Raw genomic sequence first — 16,633 nt, forward strand, 5'->3', positions numbered from 1 at the left:
AGACGATCCGTTCTTCAAGACCTGAAAACCTGTCGACGCGTACTGCCCGGTACGTCGACAGGCTTGAACAATCAGGACATATGTTGCCCGCCGTTGATGGCGATATTGGCGCCTGTCAGGAAAGCTGCCTCATCGGAAGCCAGATAAGCGACCAATCCGGCCACTTCTTCCGGTTTGCCAAGGCGGCCCATCGGAATCTGCGGGATGATTTTGCTTTCAAGCACTTCCGACGGAATTGCCATTACCATCTTGGTCCCGATATAGCCGGGGGAAATCGTATTGACGGTGACACCTTTACGGGCCACTTCAAGCGCCAGTGCCTTGGTGAAACCGTGCATGCCGGCCTTGGCAGCGGAATAGTTGGTCTGTCCGAACGCGCCTTTTTGTCCGTTGACCGATGAAATATTGATGACCCGGCCCCAGCCGCGATCGAGCATGCCATCGCACACCGGCTTGGTCATGTTGAAGACGGAATCAAGGTTGGTCTTCATCACCGCATCCCAATTGACCTTATCCATTTTCTTGAACGTCATGTCGCGCGTGATGCCGGCATTGTTCACCAGCACATCGACTGGACCGATTTCTTCGGTGATCGTTGCTATGCAGGTAACTGCCGAATCATAGTCCGATACATCGCAAGGATAGGCGCGGAACTTGTAGCCATGCGATTCCATCGAGGCCAGCCAGTCGGCAGCCTTCGTATTGCCTGGAGAATAAGTTGTGACAACCTGGTAACCGAGCGCGGCCATCTTAATGCAGATTGCCTCTCCCAGTCCGCCCATACCACCTGTAACCAATGCAACTCGTGCCATGTGTTCTCTCTCTTCGTTGTATGTCAGTGAAGTACTACCCAACAGCAATGCCTGTTTTACCTACCTACATATGCTTCGGCGATGCCGGCCGCCTTAACTCCGGCACCGCGTTGCAGCTCCTTTTGTCGAGCGCCGCAATCAAACTCGGCTTCGACTAAGCGGCCAGACCGAACGCTTTAACGCTCTATGGCCAAGGCCACACCCATGCCGCCGCCGATACACAGACTGGCCAGACCGCGCCGCGCATCGCGTCGAATCATTTCATGAATAAGGCTGACCAGAATGCGGCAGCCGGATGCACCGATCGGATGGCCGATTGCGATGGCGCCGCCGTTGACGTTGATCTTGCTGGTATCCCAGCCCATTTCCTTGTTGACGCCAATGGCTTGCGCGGCAAAAGCTTCGTTGATTTCCATCAGGTCCAGGTCTTCATGTGTCCAGCCGGCCTTCCGGAGGCAGAGCTGCGAAGCCGGTACCGGGCCCATGCCCATGATGGTCGGATCGACGCCGGCGGAAGCATATGCCTTGATGCGCGCAAGAGGCTTGAGCCCAAGCTGATCGGCTTTCTGCGCCGACATCATGATCACGGCCGCAGCGCCGTCATTGAGGCCCGAAGCATTGCCGGCGGTGACGGTGCCATCCTTGGCAAAAGCAGGACGCAGGCTGCCCAATGCATCCAGCGTGACGCCAGCCTTGATGAATTCGTCCGTATCGAAAACGACGGCGCCCTTTTTCGACGGGATTTCCAGCGGAATGATTTCATCTTTGAATTTGCCGGCCTTTTGCGCCGCTTCCGCCTTGTTTTGCGAAGCGACCGCAAACTCGTCCTGCTCCTGACGCGACACGCCATATTTCTTGGCGACGTTTTCCGCGGTAATACCCATGTGGTACTGGTTATAGACATCCCACAGACCGTCGACGATCATGGTATCGATCAGCTTGGCGTCGCCCATGCGGAAGCCGTCACGGGAATTGTTCAGCACGTGAGGCGAAGCGCTCATGTTTTCCTGGCCGCCGGCGATTACGATTTCCGAGTCGCCGCACATGATGGCTTGCGCCGCCAGATGGGTAGCCTTCAGGCCGCTGCCGCATACCTTGTTGATCGTCATGCCCGGCACCATGTCTGGCAAACCGGCCTTGATAACCGCCTGGCGCGCTGGATTCTGGCCGACACCGGCGGTCAGTACCTGGCCCATGATCACTTCACTAATCATCTCGGGGGCGATGCCGCTTTTGGCGAGCAGATTCTTGATGACATGCGCACCCAGATCGGCTGCGGCGACTTTTGCCAGCGATCCACCGAATTTACCTACGGCTGTGCGCCCCGCAGCGACGATGACGACCTCACTCATTGCAACTCCTCAATAGACTAACGTTTCTAAAAAATGCCCGGCCTGATTTCATGACGTGGCACGGCATGCGAATTGCTAAAAGATTCACGATGTCATCTTATCCTTGAGATACATCATGTTGATTGATCTGGCTCAAGTGAATTCCGTCTTCGGCAACACCGCAAGTTTCCGAACGTCAACAAACACCTTGTCATGAAGTTTTCCAATATAGCAATTTTCGGGCCGTCCTTGCCAAAAAAATACAGCCCATGCCGATGGCATGGGCTGTAGCTGGAATTACGTTAATGAGGCATGCGAATCATGCGCCGAATTGGTTCATGCACCAATTTGAAACATCGAGGTGGCTGTTGCTGCGCCCGGCAAAGCGGTATGGATGTCGGTGTCAAGTGCAGCGATATCAGGTTCATCCATGCCCTTCGTCTTGAAAACCGACACGGCGCGCGCAAGGCTGGACGCCTGGTCCTGCATACTTTGCGCAGCTGCTGCGGCTTCCTCGACCAGCGCTGCATTTTGCTGGGTCATTTCATCCATCTGGCTGATTGCGCGGTTGACTTCTTCGATGTCCCGGCTCTGTTCGGTACTTGCGGAAGTGATTTGCTGCATGATGTTGGCGACATGCATGACGGCGGCGACAATCTCCTCCATGGTACGCCCAGCCTGATCAACCAGCTTCCCGCCGGCATCCACTTTTTCCACCGAATCGCCGATCAGGGATTTGATTTCCTTCGCCGCGTCAGCGGATCGCTGTGCCAGGCTGCGCACTTCGGCGGCAACCACCGCAAAGCCTCGTCCCTGCTCGCCGGCGCGCGCCGCTTCCACGGCAGCATTGAGCGCCAGGATATTGGTCTGAAAAGCGATACCGTCGATTACGCCGATAATGTCGACGATCCGGCGCGAACTCTCCTTGATCGAACCCATGGTGTCGACTACGCCGCTGACGATGCCGCCGCCCTTGACGGCGACTTCCGATGCCGATGTAACCAGGCGGTTGGCTTCCTGAGCATGTTCGGCATTCTGCTTAACGGCCGAGGTCAGCTGCTCCATCGAGCCTGCCGTCTCCTGCAGGGCGCCGGCCTGAATCTCGGTGCGTGAGGACAAGTCGCTGTTTCCGACTGCGATTTCCTGCGATGCCACCGTGATCGAATCCGTCCCCAGACGCACCTCGCCAACAATACGCTGCAAGCCATCGTTCATATCGCGCAGTGCTTCGAGCAGTTCCCCGACCTCATCCTTGCCGCTTACCGTCACCCGCGAGGCGAGTTCGCCCGCAGCAACCCGCCTGGCCACTCCTACCGCTTCGCGCAATGGATGGGTAATGCTTCTGGTCAGCGTCCATGCAAGCAGGCTACCGACAGCGACGGCAATCGCGCCGATGATGAACAGGATAAATGTCAATTGACGGCCGGCATCGACAGCGGACTGCAGCACGTGGCCGGTTTCCACCTGCTGAATTGCGACCAGCTTGTTGATTTCAACCAAGGCTTTTTGATTGAGCGGGTCGATCTGGGTAGCAATCAGCTTGATTGCGTCTTCGCTGTTGAACGCCGCGATCAGACGGATCGCTTCCTTGAAGGGTGCATCGGTCTGCTGCTCCAGTGCAGTGATATCGCCAAGAATTTTTTTCTCGGCTTCCGTGAGCCCGAGCTGGGCCAGCAGGTCGCGCGCTTCGATGAATTGCCGACGTAGCGCCCTGACCTTTTCTTCTTCTTTTTTCATTGCCGCCAGTTCGGTTTGCAAGCCGATGTTGCGCATGGCGATGCCGCCCTCCAGCAAGTTGCTCTTCACAGTATTGGCCAGTGTGCTCTTCTGATTGCTGATTTCAAGACTGGCAATCATGGCGGCACGGTTGTTACCGCTGATGGCGGTATCCGCAATCAATACCGCCATCAACATGGTGAGGATGATACCGAAACCGGCAGCGAGTCGTGTGCCTATGCGCAGCGTGCGCAGGGTATGCAAGTTCATGCTTTTTTCTCCGACCAGACAGTCGCATTGATGTCGAATCCGCACAAGCGCACATTCGAAATTTCACTATAGCAACGGTTACGCCAGAGAAAGCCGGGAAAGAAACAACTTAGGACAAATAAAATTCAGGTGTGAGGCGAGGAAAGGCCGTGAATGAAAAGATTCACTGCAAGCGTATCTGTAGATTAAGAGCCGCCTCGCACAGAGACATGGAACTTGCTGCTCGACATGTCGATAGGTCGTTTTACAGACGACGTAAACGTTCGACCATGTCAAGCAGGCGCGGCTTGACCTCATTGAGCAAAAATTCAGGAGACAGCGTGAATGCCGGTCCGCCGCAATTGATACTAAGAATGGAGGAACCATTAGTGGGCTGAAACGCGACCGCAATCGCGTTGACATCGCGCTGCCAGTCGCCGAACGAGGTGCAACAGCCGAGACGGTGATATTCCTCGACCGACTTCATGACGCCGTCGTGGATCGTCGGCCACTTCGTTTCATCCAGTTCACGCACACGCTCCAGGATATCGTTACGCTCGGTATTGGACGTTTCCGCAAGATACGCGCGTCCCATCGCAGTCAGCGCGATGGGAATGCGTGCTCCGACGTCCAGCCGCAAGGTCAGTGCCGCCTGGCTACGGCAGTTCTCGATGTAAATCATACTGAGGCGATCACGCATTCCCAGCGATACGGTCGCATGGGAAAATTCGGCCAGTTCCTGCATGTACGGCCGCGCATGCTGCCTGATATCGAGCTTCGACAGCATTGCGCTGCCGAGCGCAAGACTGGCCGTGCCAAGGCGGTATTTGCCGACTTCGTCGTCGTACTGCAGGTAGCCGAGCTTGGTCAGCGTATAGGTAAGGCGAGATACGGTCGACTTCGGCAGCCGCGCACGATCCGCGAGTTCCTGGTTGCCGAGCATTTTTTCGCCCGAGCGGAAGCAGGAAAGAAGTTCAAGGCCGCGCGCCAGGGCGGTCACGAAATGCCTGTCCTCCTTGGCATTCGATTGTTTGGATTGTTTGGTTGCCGGGGCGTCGTTTTCGCCGATGTCATCCGTCATGAGCTGCATTTCCGTTTAAGCACACCTGCGCCGGCCGGCGACAGGCAGGACAGTGGCTGAATGCCGTTGCTGCGGGCAGCGCCGAGATCCGGGCCTGCCGCTCCAACGGGCTAGGGCCACCGTCGTCGTTGTATGCCGGCATTATCCGACAACTTTTGCAGCGAACGCAAAATTCGCTCCCACTTTTCCATCTCTTCAAATCACTTTGCGTGCTGCGCGGTCCTGCAACTCCTTTTTTAGGATCTTGCCGGTGGCTGCAGCCGGCAACTGGTCCAGCACCACGATCTCGGAAGGCATCTTGTAGGGTGAAAGGTTGGCCTGAAGATGCACGCGCAAAGCCTGCAGGTCAATCCCCATTCCCTTTGTACATTCAATGAAGGCAACCACTTCCTCGTTGCCTTCGACCTGCCGGCCAACCACCGCCGATTGCACGACTTCCGGAAAGGCATTCAATACCTGCTCGACTTCAATCGGGTACACATTGAAGCCCGACCGTATGATCAATTCCTTGCTGCGGCCGACGATGGAGACCGTGCCGTCCGGTTCGAGCCGGGCCAGATCGCCGGTACGCAGCCAGCCATCACTGGTGATTGCTTCCGCCGTCAGTTCCGGCGCGCGGTAATAACCCTTCATCACGTTCGGACCGCGTACCCACAGCTCGCCGACGCCTTCTGCACTATCTTCTGCGCCCTGCACCCGGATTTCAATTCCTGGAATCGGCGGTCCGACCGAACAATCCTTGCGGGGCAAGTCCAGTCTGGTCTGGCAAATTGAAGGAGACGCTTCCGTCATGCCATATCCATTCTGCAAGCTCAAGCCGAATGTAGATTCAAATACCTGCTTGAGCGGCAAGGTCAGCGGCGCCCCGCCGGATTGTGCAACCCGAAGCGCAGGTGCTCTCAGCAACTTGCCCTCGCGCTCGCTCCATTCCAGCAGCTTGGCGTACATGGCGGGAGCGCCATGCAGGATTGTGATCCCGTCGTTTTCAAGGGCATGCGCCAATACATCCGGCTGGTAGCGCGGCACCAGATGCAATGCCGCTCCCCCCAGCAGCGAGGCCATCAGCAAGGACGACAAGCCATACACATGGGAAAGCGGCAGCACGCCGTACACCACATCCTCGGGCGCGATTTTTCTCATGCGACAGCCATTGGCCCCTATAAAGAGGAGATTGGCGTGAGTCAACATCACCGCTTTCGGTGCACCGGTGGTACCGGATGTATAGACCATCGCCGCCACCTGCCTGCTGCCGTCGGTTTCCACCGGCTCCGGCACGGCCGCTTCATTCAGCGGACCGATCATCAGTTCGCCTACGCCCGGCCAGTCGACGTTTACAGCGCCCTGCTGTATGCCGTGTGCTTTCGCCTGCGGCGATACATCGCTGAAGTAAAGCGCCCGGCGCGCACCGGAATGCGTAAGGAAATTCTCGATCTCGCGCGGGGAAAGACGGGCATTGACGGTGGCAGACCATGCGTCCAGCAGGCTAACCGCCAATATGCTTACCGCGAGCACGACGCAGTTCTCGCTGACCAGTAATACGCGGTCGCCGGCGCGCACGCCCGACTGCTCCAGCTCATGTGCAACCGCTTCGACGGACGCGCCCAGGTCTCCGTATTTAATCGAGAACTTGTCATCGACCAGCGCGAGCTTACTGCCATGTTTCGCTGTCCAAGTTTCGAAGACCTTATGAATACGGCAACTTCCCTGTGCCAGATTCAGCAGGTGATCCATGAAGTCTCCTTACTTAAGTGTTCATTGTCTCGATGATCCGCCATCGATTCTGGCGCCCATTATGCAGAATAATATTCCGCTATGCAGTTTATATAGTATCTATCGTCGCATAAATAAGGCTAATACAAAAGAAGTACGTACTTTGTTAAAGAGAATGATGCCTACCAATTCAAAGATCGACGTCTTGACATGGTAAAAGCAAAGCAATACAGTTCCATTTTAAGTATTATTCTTCTGCACTGCAGAACCTTGATCAAAAATCATTGCAGCACCATCATCAGGAGCCTGGCATGCAAACTGGAATGCGCCCCGAACCGACTTCCTCTGATCTGATAATCGGTCTGGTCGGATGCGGTGTAATGGGACGCGGTATCGCACAAATCGCCGTGCTATCCGGCGCCCAGGTGCGCCTTACCGATAGCCGCGAAGGTGCGTCAAGCGTTGCGCGCGACGAACTGATCGGCACCTTCAACAAGCTGGTCGAAAAAGGAAAGCTTGCCGCCGATGCGGCAGCGGCGGCCGCAGACCGCCTCCAGGCTTGCACCTCGCTCGAAGGCCTGGCTGGCTGTCATGTCGTGGTCGAGGCTATCGTTGAAGATCTGACCGCAAAGAAATCGCTGTTCGGCATCTTGGAAGGCATCGTTGCCGACGATGCGATCCTTGCGACAAACACCTCTTCGTTGCCGGTCACAGCCATCGCAGCGGGGCTGAAGCGGCCTGAACGCGTGGCCGGGTTTCATTTCTTTAATCCTGTACCGCTGATGAAGATCGTCGAAGTGATCGGCGGTTTTCTGACCGACGCGGTGGTTGTCGATTACCTGCTCGCACTTGGCAAGCGCTGGGGCCATGCCGCCGTACGCGCCAAGGATACGCCGGGTTTCATCGTGAACCATGCCGGCCGCGGTTACAGCACCGAAGGCCTGCGCTTGCTGGCCGAGGGGGTGGCTTCGGTCCCGACGCTCGACAATATCCTGCGCGACACCGCCGGCTTCCGTCTCGGGCCCTGCGAATTGCTTGACCTGACCGGGCTGGACGTGTCACACCCGGTGATGGAGTCGATTTACCACCAGTACTACGAAGAGCCGCGTTTCCGCCCCCAGGTGCATACGCGCCAGATGCTGACCGCCGGCGCACTCGGCAAGAAAGTCGGCCATGGCTTCTATCGTTATGGCGTCGATGGCAAGAAGGAAGCAATCGCCGAAGCAGTGCAGCCGACTGCGATGCCATCGAGCGTATGGCTGAGCCAGGAACGTCCCGAACTCGCCGAACGCATCGCAGTCCTGGTTGCAGCCGCCGGCGTGCCGATGGAATCGGGTGCACGCCCCGGCGATACGGCGCTATGCATCGTCACTCCACTAGGCGAAGACGCGACCATCTGCTGCATCCGCGAAAACCTCGACGCCAGCCGCACCGTCGGCGTCGAAAGCCTGCTCGATCTGAGCCGCCGCCGCGTGGTAATGACGACACCGGCAACCAGTGCCGACGCGCTGGCAAAGGCTTGCGGCCTGTTTGGCGCAACCGGCACGCCGGTCAGCGTGATCCGCGACAGCGCCGGCCTGGTGACGCAGCGCGTAGTCGCACATATCGTCAACATTGCCTGCGAAATCGCGCAGCACGGCATCGCCGATCCGCAAGACATCGACCGGGCCGTCACGCTGGGGCTCGGTTATCCATTGGGGCCGCTGGCCTGGGGCGACCAGATCGGCCCGAAAACCGTACTCACCATCCTGAAAAATCTTGAACAGCAGACCGGCGACAGCCGTTATCGGCCCAGCCCCTGGCTGCAGCGTCGCGCGCTGCTCGGCCTTTCACTACATCACAAGGAGATCTGATCCATGCTCGACGCGTATATCTATGACGGGCTGCGTTCGCCCATCGGCCGCCACGGCGGCGCACTGGCCGCTGTCCGCCCGGACGACCTGGTTGCCGAAATCATGCGCGCAGTCGTCGCACGCAATCCTTGGCAGCCGGAACAGATCGAAGATGTAATCCTCGGCGATACCAATCAGGCCGGCGAAGACTCGCGCAATGTGGCGCGCAATGCATTGCTGGCAGCGGGCCTGCCGGTAACGATAGGCGGCCAGACCGTGAACCGCCTGTGCGCCAGCGGCCTGGCCGCGATCATGGACGCAGCACGCGCGGTCACCTGCGGCGAAGGCGAACTCTATCTGGCCGGCGGCGTTGAAAGCATGAGCCGCGCGCCTTTCGTCGTCGCCAAATCCGAGTCTGCCTTCAGCCGCGACTTCAAGGTATTCGACACCACGATAGGCGCTCGCTTTCCCAATCCGAAAGTCACCAAGGAGTATGGTGGACACACGATGCCGGAAACCGGCGACAACGTCGCCCGCGATTGCGGCATCACGCGTGAACAGGCCGATGCTTTCGCCCTCGCCTCGCAGATGAAATATCACGCCGCATTGCAAGACGGTTTCTATGCCGGCGAAATTCATCCGATCAGCGTACCGACCGGCCGCAAGACCCCGCCGGTAATAGTCGACAAGGATGAGCATCCGCGTCCCGAAACCACTGGCGCCACGCTCGAAAAGCTCAAACCGCTGTTCGAAGGCGGCGTGGTCACCGCGGGTAATGCATCGGGCATCAATGACGGCGCGGCCGCATTGCTGATCGGCAGCCGCGCAATCGGAGAAAAGGCCGGCAAGGCGCCGATGGTGCGCATCCTGTCGGCCGCTGTCGCTGGAGTGGAGCCACGCGTAATGGGCATCGGTCCCGTGTTCGCGATTCGCAAGGCGCTGGAGCGCGCCAAGCTGACGCTGGCCGACATGGACATCATCGAAATCAACGAAGCCTTCGCCAGCCAGGTGCTCGGTTGCCTGAAGATGCTGGACATCGACTTCAACGATAGCCGCGTCAATCCGAACGGCGGCGCGATCGCGATCGGCCACCCGCTAGGCGCATCGGGCGCGCGTCTGGCCTTGAGCGCCAGCCGCGAACTGGCGCGCCGCAATGGCCGCTACGCCGTGGTCAGCCTGTGTATCGGCGTTGGTCAAGGCCTGGCCGTCGTCATTGAAAAAGTTTAAATCCGGAGACAGACATGACTAGCAAAGTGCAATTCCATTGGGACGATCCGTTGCTGCTGGACCAGCAGTTGAACAATGACGAGCGCATGGTGCGCGATGCCGCCGCAGCCTACTGCCAGGACAAGCTGCAGCCGCGCGTGCTCGAAGCCTTCCGCCATGAAAAAACCGATCCGGCGATCTTTCGCGAAATGGGCGAACTCGGCTTGCTTGGCCCCACCATTCCCGAGCAATACGGCGGTCCCGGCCTGAACTATGTGTCCTACGGCTTGATCGCGCGCGAAGTCGAACGCGTCGATTCCGGCTACCGCTCGATGATGAGCGTGCAAAGCTCGCTGGTGATGGTGCCGATCTTTGAATTCGGCAATGAGCAGACCAAGGAGAAATACCTGCCCAAGCTGGCGACCGGCGAATGGATAGGCTGCTTCGGCCTGACCGAACCCGATCATGGCTCCGATCCGGGTTCCATGGTCACGCGGGCGAAGAAGGTCAATGGCGGTTACAGCCTGTCCGGCAGCAAGATGTGGATTTCCAATTCCCCGATCGCCGATGTGTTCGTGGTCTGGGCCAAGGATGATGAAGGTGCGATTCGCGGCTTCGTATTGGAAAAAGGCTGGAAGGGATTGTCGGCGCCCAAGATCGAAGGCAAGTTTGGCTTGCGTGCGTCGATCACTGGCGAAATCGTGATGGATGACGTGTTCTGTCCGGAAGAAAACGCGTTTCCGGAAGTGCGTGGACTAAAGGGACCGTTCACCTGCCTCAATTCTGCCCGTTACGGCATTGCCTGGGGTGCCTTGGGTGCAGCCGAAGCCTGCTGGCATACCGCACGCCAGTACGTGCTGGACCGCAAGCAGTTCGGCAAGCCGCTGGCAGCCAACCAGCTGATCCAGAAAAAGCTGGCCGACATGCAAACCGAAATCACGATGGGTTTGCAGGGTTGTCTGCGGCTGGGGCGGATGAAGGATGAAGGCACGGCGGCAGTCGCGATCACGTCGATGATGAAGCGCAATTCCTGCGGCAAGGCCTTGGACGTGGCGCGGATGGCGCGCGACATGCTGGGCGGGAACGGGATCTCGGACGAGTTCGGTGTGATCCGTCACATGGTGAACCTGGAAGTGGTGAACACCTATGAAGGTACGCATGACATTCATGCGTTGATCCTGGGCCGCGAACAGACTGGCATTGCGGCGTTTTAACAAGAAGCCAAAAAACGTCAATCCTTGTCAATCCTTAATCGGCGAGCCCCTTGCCCCTACACCCTCAAGCGCACCAACCGTAACAAGAGGAACAAATGGACCTGAATTTCACTCCGGAAGAATTAGCCTTCCGCCAGGAAGTGCGCGAGTTTGTCGCCAGCTCTCTTCCGCCGGATATCCAGCACAAGGTGCTGAACGGCCTGATCCTGCAAAGCGACGATTACATACGCTGGCAAAAGATCCTGCACGCCAAAGGCTGGGGCGGCGCTTCCTGGCGTAAGGACTTCGGCGGTCCCGGATGGAGCGCGACGCAACAGTATATTTTTGAAGAAGAATGCGCTGCCGCAGGCGCTCCGCGCACCATTCCATTCGGCCTGAAGATGGTGGCGCCGGTCATCATGCAATATGGCTCGCCGGCACAGCAGGAACGTTTTCTGCCGAAGATTCTGGCTGCGGAAGAATGGTGGTGCCAAGGTTATTCCGAACCGGGTGCCGGCTCCGACCTTGCATCCGTCAAGACACGCGCGGTACGCGAAGGCGATCACTATGTCGTCAATGGTCAAAAGACCTGGACCACGCAAGGTCAATACGCGGACTGGATTTTCTGCCTGGTGCGCACCGATACCGAAGCCAAGTCGCAGCGCGGCATTTCTTTCATCCTGATCGACATGAAGACGCCCGGCATTACCGTGCGCCCGATCATCACGATGGATGGCGCGCATGAAGTCAACGAAGTATGGTTTGAAGATGTACGGGTTCCAGTCGAGAACCTCGTCGGCGAAGAAAACGCCGGATGGACCTATGCGAAATTCCTTCTCGGCCATGAGCGCACCAATATCGCAGGCATCGGCATCGCCAAGCGCGAGATCGCGCGCCTGAAGCGCATTGCTTCGCTCGAAACCAAGAACCGCAAGCCGCTGATCGAAGATCCGATGTTCGCGTCACGCATCGCGCAAATCGAAATCGACTTGACCGCGCTCGAAATCACGAACCTGCGCGTCCTCTCGGCCGAAGCCGAACGCCGCGCACCGGGTCCGGAAGCGTCGATTCTCAAGATCAAGGGCACGGAAATCCAGCAAGCGATCACCGAAGCGCTGGTGCAAGCGGTCGGCACCTATGCCTTGCCGCTGCGCCGGGAAGCGATGGCGGCCGGTTACCAGGGCGATGCAGTCGGACCCTTCTATGCGACGCCGCTGGCGGCCAACTACCTGAACATGCGCAAGCTGTCGATCTACGGCGGCTCGAATGAAATTCAAAAGAACATCATCTCGCAGATGATCCTTGGCCTGTAGGAGCAGAAATGGACTTTACCTTCACCGAAGAACAGCAGATGCTGCTCGACACCACGCGACGTTTCGTGGCCAAGGATTATGGATTCGAAGCGCGCCGCCAGATCAAGGAAAAATCGGCGGACGGTTTCAGCCGCGAGATCTGGCAAGGCCTGGCCGATATCGGCCTGCTGTCGTTGAATGTGCCTGAAGCCGACGGCGGCCTTGGCGGCAGCGCGATCGACAATATGCTGGCGATGAATGCGGTGGGCGAAGGCTTGCTGCTGGAACCCTATCTCGCCTGTGCGGTACTCGCTACCAAAACCCTGGCACTGCTGGGCAACGATGCGCAGCGTGCGGAATGGCTGCCGGCATTGGCGGCCGGCGAAAAAATCGTGGTACTTGCCCACGATGAACCCAAAACACGTTTCGACCGCCTTGCCATCGATACGCGTTCCTGGCCGGTAGGCAACGGCTATCTGCTGACCGGCCACAAGTGCGTCGTCACGCATGCCGGTTCGGCCGATATGCTGCTGATCACGGCCCGCATCGGCAAGGCCGATGAAACCGGTCCGCTCGCGGTCTTCTGCGTCCCTGTCGATGCGCCCGGTCTCGACAAGACCACCTACAACACTGTCGACGGCGTGCGTGCCAGCGATGTGCGGCTCAATCAGGTATTCGTTCCCGCCACCGCCCTGCTTGACGGCGGTGCGGATAGCGAAGCAAAGATTGCCGAGGTATTGGACTTCGGCCTGGCGGCCGTCTGCGCCGAAGCGGTCGGCGCACTCGACAAGCTGCTGGCGGCGACAGTCGAATACGCACGCAACCGCAAGCAGTTCGGCCAGCCCATCGGCAAGTTCCAGGCCCTGCAGCACAGAATGGCTGACATGGTGCTGCATATCGAACAGGCGCGCTCCATGAGTTACCTGGCGGCGGTGCGTTGCACCGACACCGATGCAGCCACACGTGCGCGCGCGATGTCGGCGGCCAAGGTCGTGATCGGACAGGCGTGCCGGTTCGTCGGCCAGCAGGCGGTGCAACTGCATGGCGGCATGGGTGTCACCGATGAACTCGATGTCAGCCATTACTTCAAGCGGTTGATGGCCATCGAACTGCAGTTCGGCAGCACGGACCAGCATCTCGAACAGTACGCGGCGCAACTGGCCTGATGAGTACTTGGGGAAGGCATTTCATGCCTTCCTTTTCCGCATGGGTAACTTGCAAGGAACCACAACAACAAGACCGGGAGACCGCAGCTGCCACGGCCCCTGTATGGCACCGGTGCCCTGCCCGATTTCGCGCCACCGGCACGCCGGCTTATCCTTGAAAGGACATTCAAATGGCTTACAAAACCATTCTCGTGCATGTCGACAAATCACGCCGGGCCGAGCAGCGCATGGAACTCGCGGCAAGCATTGCGGCCCGGCAGAATGCCCACCTGATTGGCGCCGCAATGACTGGGATATCTCGGTATGCTTACCAATCCGGAGCCCTTACCCAAGCAGACCCTCACCTTACAGACCATCTGATGGTGCATCTGGATCTGCTGCGCGAACGGGCTCGCGAGGGCTTGCAGAATTTTGAACGCATCGCCCGCAACGCTCAGGTACGCTCGTACGAATCGCCGCTGATCGATGATGCCCCCAACATGGGTATCAGTCTGCGCGCACGCTACAGCGACCTTACGGTGATCGGTCAGTTCGATCCGGACGGCAGGTCGTCCCTGATACTGCCGAACTTTCCCGAGTATGTCGTCATGAATTCCGGCAGGCCGGTTCTGATTGTTCCCTTTGCCGGACAGTTCAATACCGTGGGACGCAAGATAATGATTGCCTGGGACGGCAGCGTGGCGGCCACCCGCGCGGTCAACGATGCGCTTCCGCTACTGCAGCAGGCCGACATTGTGTACATTGCGGTTTTCGATCAAGAGCCCGACGACGAAACGCATGGCGATCAGCCCGGCGATGACATCGCGCTCTTTCTCGCGCGGCATGACGTCAAGGTCGAGGTCACCCGTGAAACGACGAAGGACGATATCGGCAATGCCTTACTATCGCTCGCGGCCGATGTCGATGTCGACATGATTGTAATGGGCGGTTATGGTCATTCCCGCTTCAGCGAAATTTTGCTGGGCGGGACGACGCGCACCATGCTCAAGTCGATGACGGTCCCGGTGCTGATGTCGCACTGAAGAATCCCCCCCCACGCCGACATCCTCGATAGCGGCTAGCCACTTTTGCGGTGCCTGCATGCATCTTCCTTTTCATTAAGGCAGTCAAAGCGACCGCTTAATTTCGATAGTTCCGGGCACACTTGATCCAGATCAGTTTTTTCCGGCAAGCCCATGCCTATTCTTTGTTCATTCTCCTTCCGAAAAGCATGCAATGGACAATCCCACACAGTCGGCGTCGATGGCGCCGGAAAGACTTGCCAGTGGATGGCTCGGCATCCCAGCTTCCCCGCATCCACGGCATGAGGACGCCGGAAAGAATCTTGACCGCGTATTGCAGGCGGGGATAGGCCGATTCACCGGCGGCATTTCGCCGGCCGCAATCTGGATGGCCTATGTCGACTGGATCATTCATTTGCATCTGTCTCCTGCCAAGCAGGAAGAATTGCTGCTGGATGCCTGGAACAAGCTCGGACGCTGGAATGAATACGGCTGGGATCTGGCGCGCCATGCCGGTCAAGCGCACGACACCGGCGTCAGGCCGCTGCCTCAGGACAAGCGTTTTATCGATCCGACTTGGCAACAATGGCCGTTCAATGTTGCGTATCAGGGGTTTCTGATGACGCAGCAATGGTGGCACCGTGCCACGACGGATATCAGCGGCGTGTCGCGTCACCATGAAGATGTAGTTACATTTGGCGCACGGCAACTGCTAGACATGCTGTCGCCATCCAACTTTCCCATCACCAATCCCGTGGTGCTGCATGAAACCATACGCAGCGGCGGCCTCAATTTCTGGCGCGGCGCCGTCAATGCCATCAACGACTGGAAGGAAGAGATCACCGGAAAACCATCCGAGCAGCCATACAAGGTCGGAGAAACGCTCGCGGTTACGCCGGGCAACGTGGTGTTCCGCAACCGGCTCATTGAACTGATCCAGTACACGCCGACCACGCCGACCGTACATGCGGTTCCCGTGCTGTTCATACCGGCATGGATCATGAAGTACTACATCCTCGACCTGTCGCCGCATAACTCGCTGGTGCGCTATCTGGTTGGCAAGGGTTACACCGTATTCATGATTTCATGGAAGAACCCGCATGCGAACGACCGGGACTTTTCCATGAACGACTACCGCGAACTCGGCGTCATGGCCGCCGTCAATGCGATCTGCAGCATCACCGGTGCGCCCCGCGTCAGCGCGGTCGGCTACTGCCTTGGCGGTACGCTGCTGTCGATTGCTGCGGCCACGATGGCCCGCGATGGCGATCAGCGGCTCGCAAACATGACGCTGTTTGCCTCGCAGGTCGATTTCAAGGAGCCGGGCGAGCTTTCGCTGTTCATCGACGAAAGCCAGGTCGCGCTGCTGGAATCGATCATGTGGGAGAAAGGCTACCTCGACAGTAAGCAGATGGCGGGTGCCTTCCACATTCTTCGGTCCAATGACCTGATCTGGTCGCGACGCCTGAACCAGTACCTGCTCGGCCGGACCGAAACGGTGAACGACCTGATGGCATGGAATACCGATACCACACGCATGCCCTATCGCATGCATACCGAGTATCTGCGCGATCTTTTCCTGGAAAACAAGCTGGCTGAAGGCCGTTATGAAGTCAGCGGACAGCCGATCGCACTGACCGACATCCGAGTGCCGATCTTTTCGGTCGGTACGCTGACCGATCACGTCGCACCCTGGCGATCGGCGTACAAGATCCATCTGCTGACCGATACCGACGTCACTTTCCTGCTGACCAGCGGCGGGCACAATGCCGGCGTGGTATCGCCGCCCGGACACCCCAACCGCCGCTATCAGGTCGGCACCAGCGCGCATCACGCGCCATATATCGACCCGGAGATCTGGCATGCGAACACGCCGTCCAACGAGGATTCGTGGTGGCCGGAATGGGAAAACTGGATGGCCGCGCGATCGGGGGACCTGGTCATGCCGCCCCGCATGGGTAAGGCGCTGTGCGACGCGCCGGGGACCTATGTACTCCAATCCTGATGACCGCGCCACTGCATCAACGATACCAGCCGTCCCGGA

At 58.4% G+C, this 16,633-nt stretch carries 12 protein-coding genes; 7 read left to right on the forward strand and 5 right to left on the reverse strand.

Annotation, left to right across the window (positions count from 1 at the left end; all coding sequences use genetic code 11):
* Positions 1-71: 71 nt before the first annotated feature.
* The 5 genes from phbB to D3871_RS23040 all read right to left on the reverse strand — a co-directional run bounded on the left by phbB (position 72) and on the right by D3871_RS23040 (position 6,920).
* Positions 72-812: an acetoacetyl-CoA reductase gene (gene phbB, locus D3871_RS23020; protein ID WP_119771341.1), complete on the reverse strand. Its 741-nt coding sequence runs from the start codon at positions 810-812 to the stop codon at positions 72-74.
* 176 nt (positions 813-988) lie between these two features.
* The gene (locus tag D3871_RS23025; protein WP_119771342.1) at positions 989-2,164 is read right to left on the reverse strand and encodes an acetyl-CoA C-acetyltransferase; all 1,176 of its coding nucleotides are present in this window, start codon (positions 2,162-2,164) and stop codon (positions 989-991) included.
* Between the two features lie 315 nt (positions 2,165-2,479).
* The gene (locus D3871_RS23030) at positions 2,480-4,129 is read right to left on the reverse strand and encodes a methyl-accepting chemotaxis protein (protein ID WP_119771343.1); all 1,650 of its coding nucleotides are present in this window, start codon (positions 4,127-4,129) and stop codon (positions 2,480-2,482) included.
* A gap of 244 nt (positions 4,130-4,373) precedes the next feature.
* Complete coding sequence (locus tag D3871_RS23035) at positions 4,374-5,189, reverse strand: IclR family transcriptional regulator (RefSeq protein ID WP_119771344.1); 816 nt, start codon at positions 5,187-5,189, stop codon at positions 4,374-4,376.
* A 195-nt stretch (positions 5,190-5,384) separates the two neighbouring features.
* Positions 5,385-6,920, reverse strand: coding sequence for a class I adenylate-forming enzyme family protein (locus D3871_RS23040; protein WP_119771345.1), 1,536 nt, complete (start codon positions 6,918-6,920; stop codon positions 5,385-5,387).
* A gap of 290 nt (positions 6,921-7,210) precedes the next feature.
* Here D3871_RS23040 and D3871_RS23045 point away from each other — a divergent pair, with 290 nt between their 5' ends.
* The 7 genes from D3871_RS23045 (at position 7,211) to D3871_RS23075 (ending at position 16,594) form a co-directional block, all read left to right on the forward strand.
* Complete coding sequence (locus tag D3871_RS23045; protein ID WP_119771346.1) at positions 7,211-8,752, forward strand: 3-hydroxyacyl-CoA dehydrogenase; 1,542 nt, start codon at positions 7,211-7,213, stop codon at positions 8,750-8,752.
* 3 nt (positions 8,753-8,755) lie between these two features.
* Positions 8,756-9,958: a 3-oxoadipyl-CoA thiolase gene (locus tag D3871_RS23050; RefSeq protein ID WP_119771347.1), complete on the forward strand. Its 1,203-nt coding sequence runs from the start codon at positions 8,756-8,758 to the stop codon at positions 9,956-9,958.
* Positions 9,959-9,972: 14 nt separating this feature from the next.
* Complete coding sequence (locus D3871_RS23055) at positions 9,973-11,151, forward strand: acyl-CoA dehydrogenase (RefSeq protein WP_119771348.1); 1,179 nt, start codon at positions 9,973-9,975, stop codon at positions 11,149-11,151.
* A gap of 95 nt (positions 11,152-11,246) precedes the next feature.
* The gene (locus D3871_RS23060) at positions 11,247-12,443 is read left to right on the forward strand and encodes an acyl-CoA dehydrogenase family protein (protein WP_119771349.1); all 1,197 of its coding nucleotides are present in this window, start codon (positions 11,247-11,249) and stop codon (positions 12,441-12,443) included.
* A gap of 8 nt (positions 12,444-12,451) precedes the next feature.
* Complete coding sequence (locus D3871_RS23065) at positions 12,452-13,588, forward strand: acyl-CoA dehydrogenase family protein (RefSeq protein WP_119771350.1); 1,137 nt, start codon at positions 12,452-12,454, stop codon at positions 13,586-13,588.
* 170 nt (positions 13,589-13,758) lie between these two features.
* Entirely contained in the window at positions 13,759-14,610 is an 852-nt protein-coding gene (locus tag D3871_RS23070) for a universal stress protein (protein WP_119771351.1), read from the forward strand.
* Between the two features lie 193 nt (positions 14,611-14,803).
* Positions 14,804-16,594, forward strand: coding sequence for a PHA/PHB synthase family protein (locus D3871_RS23075; RefSeq protein ID WP_199724864.1), 1,791 nt, complete (start codon positions 14,804-14,806; stop codon positions 16,592-16,594).
* The last annotated feature ends 39 nt before the right edge of the window (positions 16,595-16,633 follow it).

The sequence above is a fragment of the Noviherbaspirillum saxi genome (genome assembly GCF_003591035.1).
Taxonomy (GTDB): domain Bacteria; phylum Pseudomonadota; class Gammaproteobacteria; order Burkholderiales; family Burkholderiaceae_D; genus Noviherbaspirillum; species Noviherbaspirillum saxi.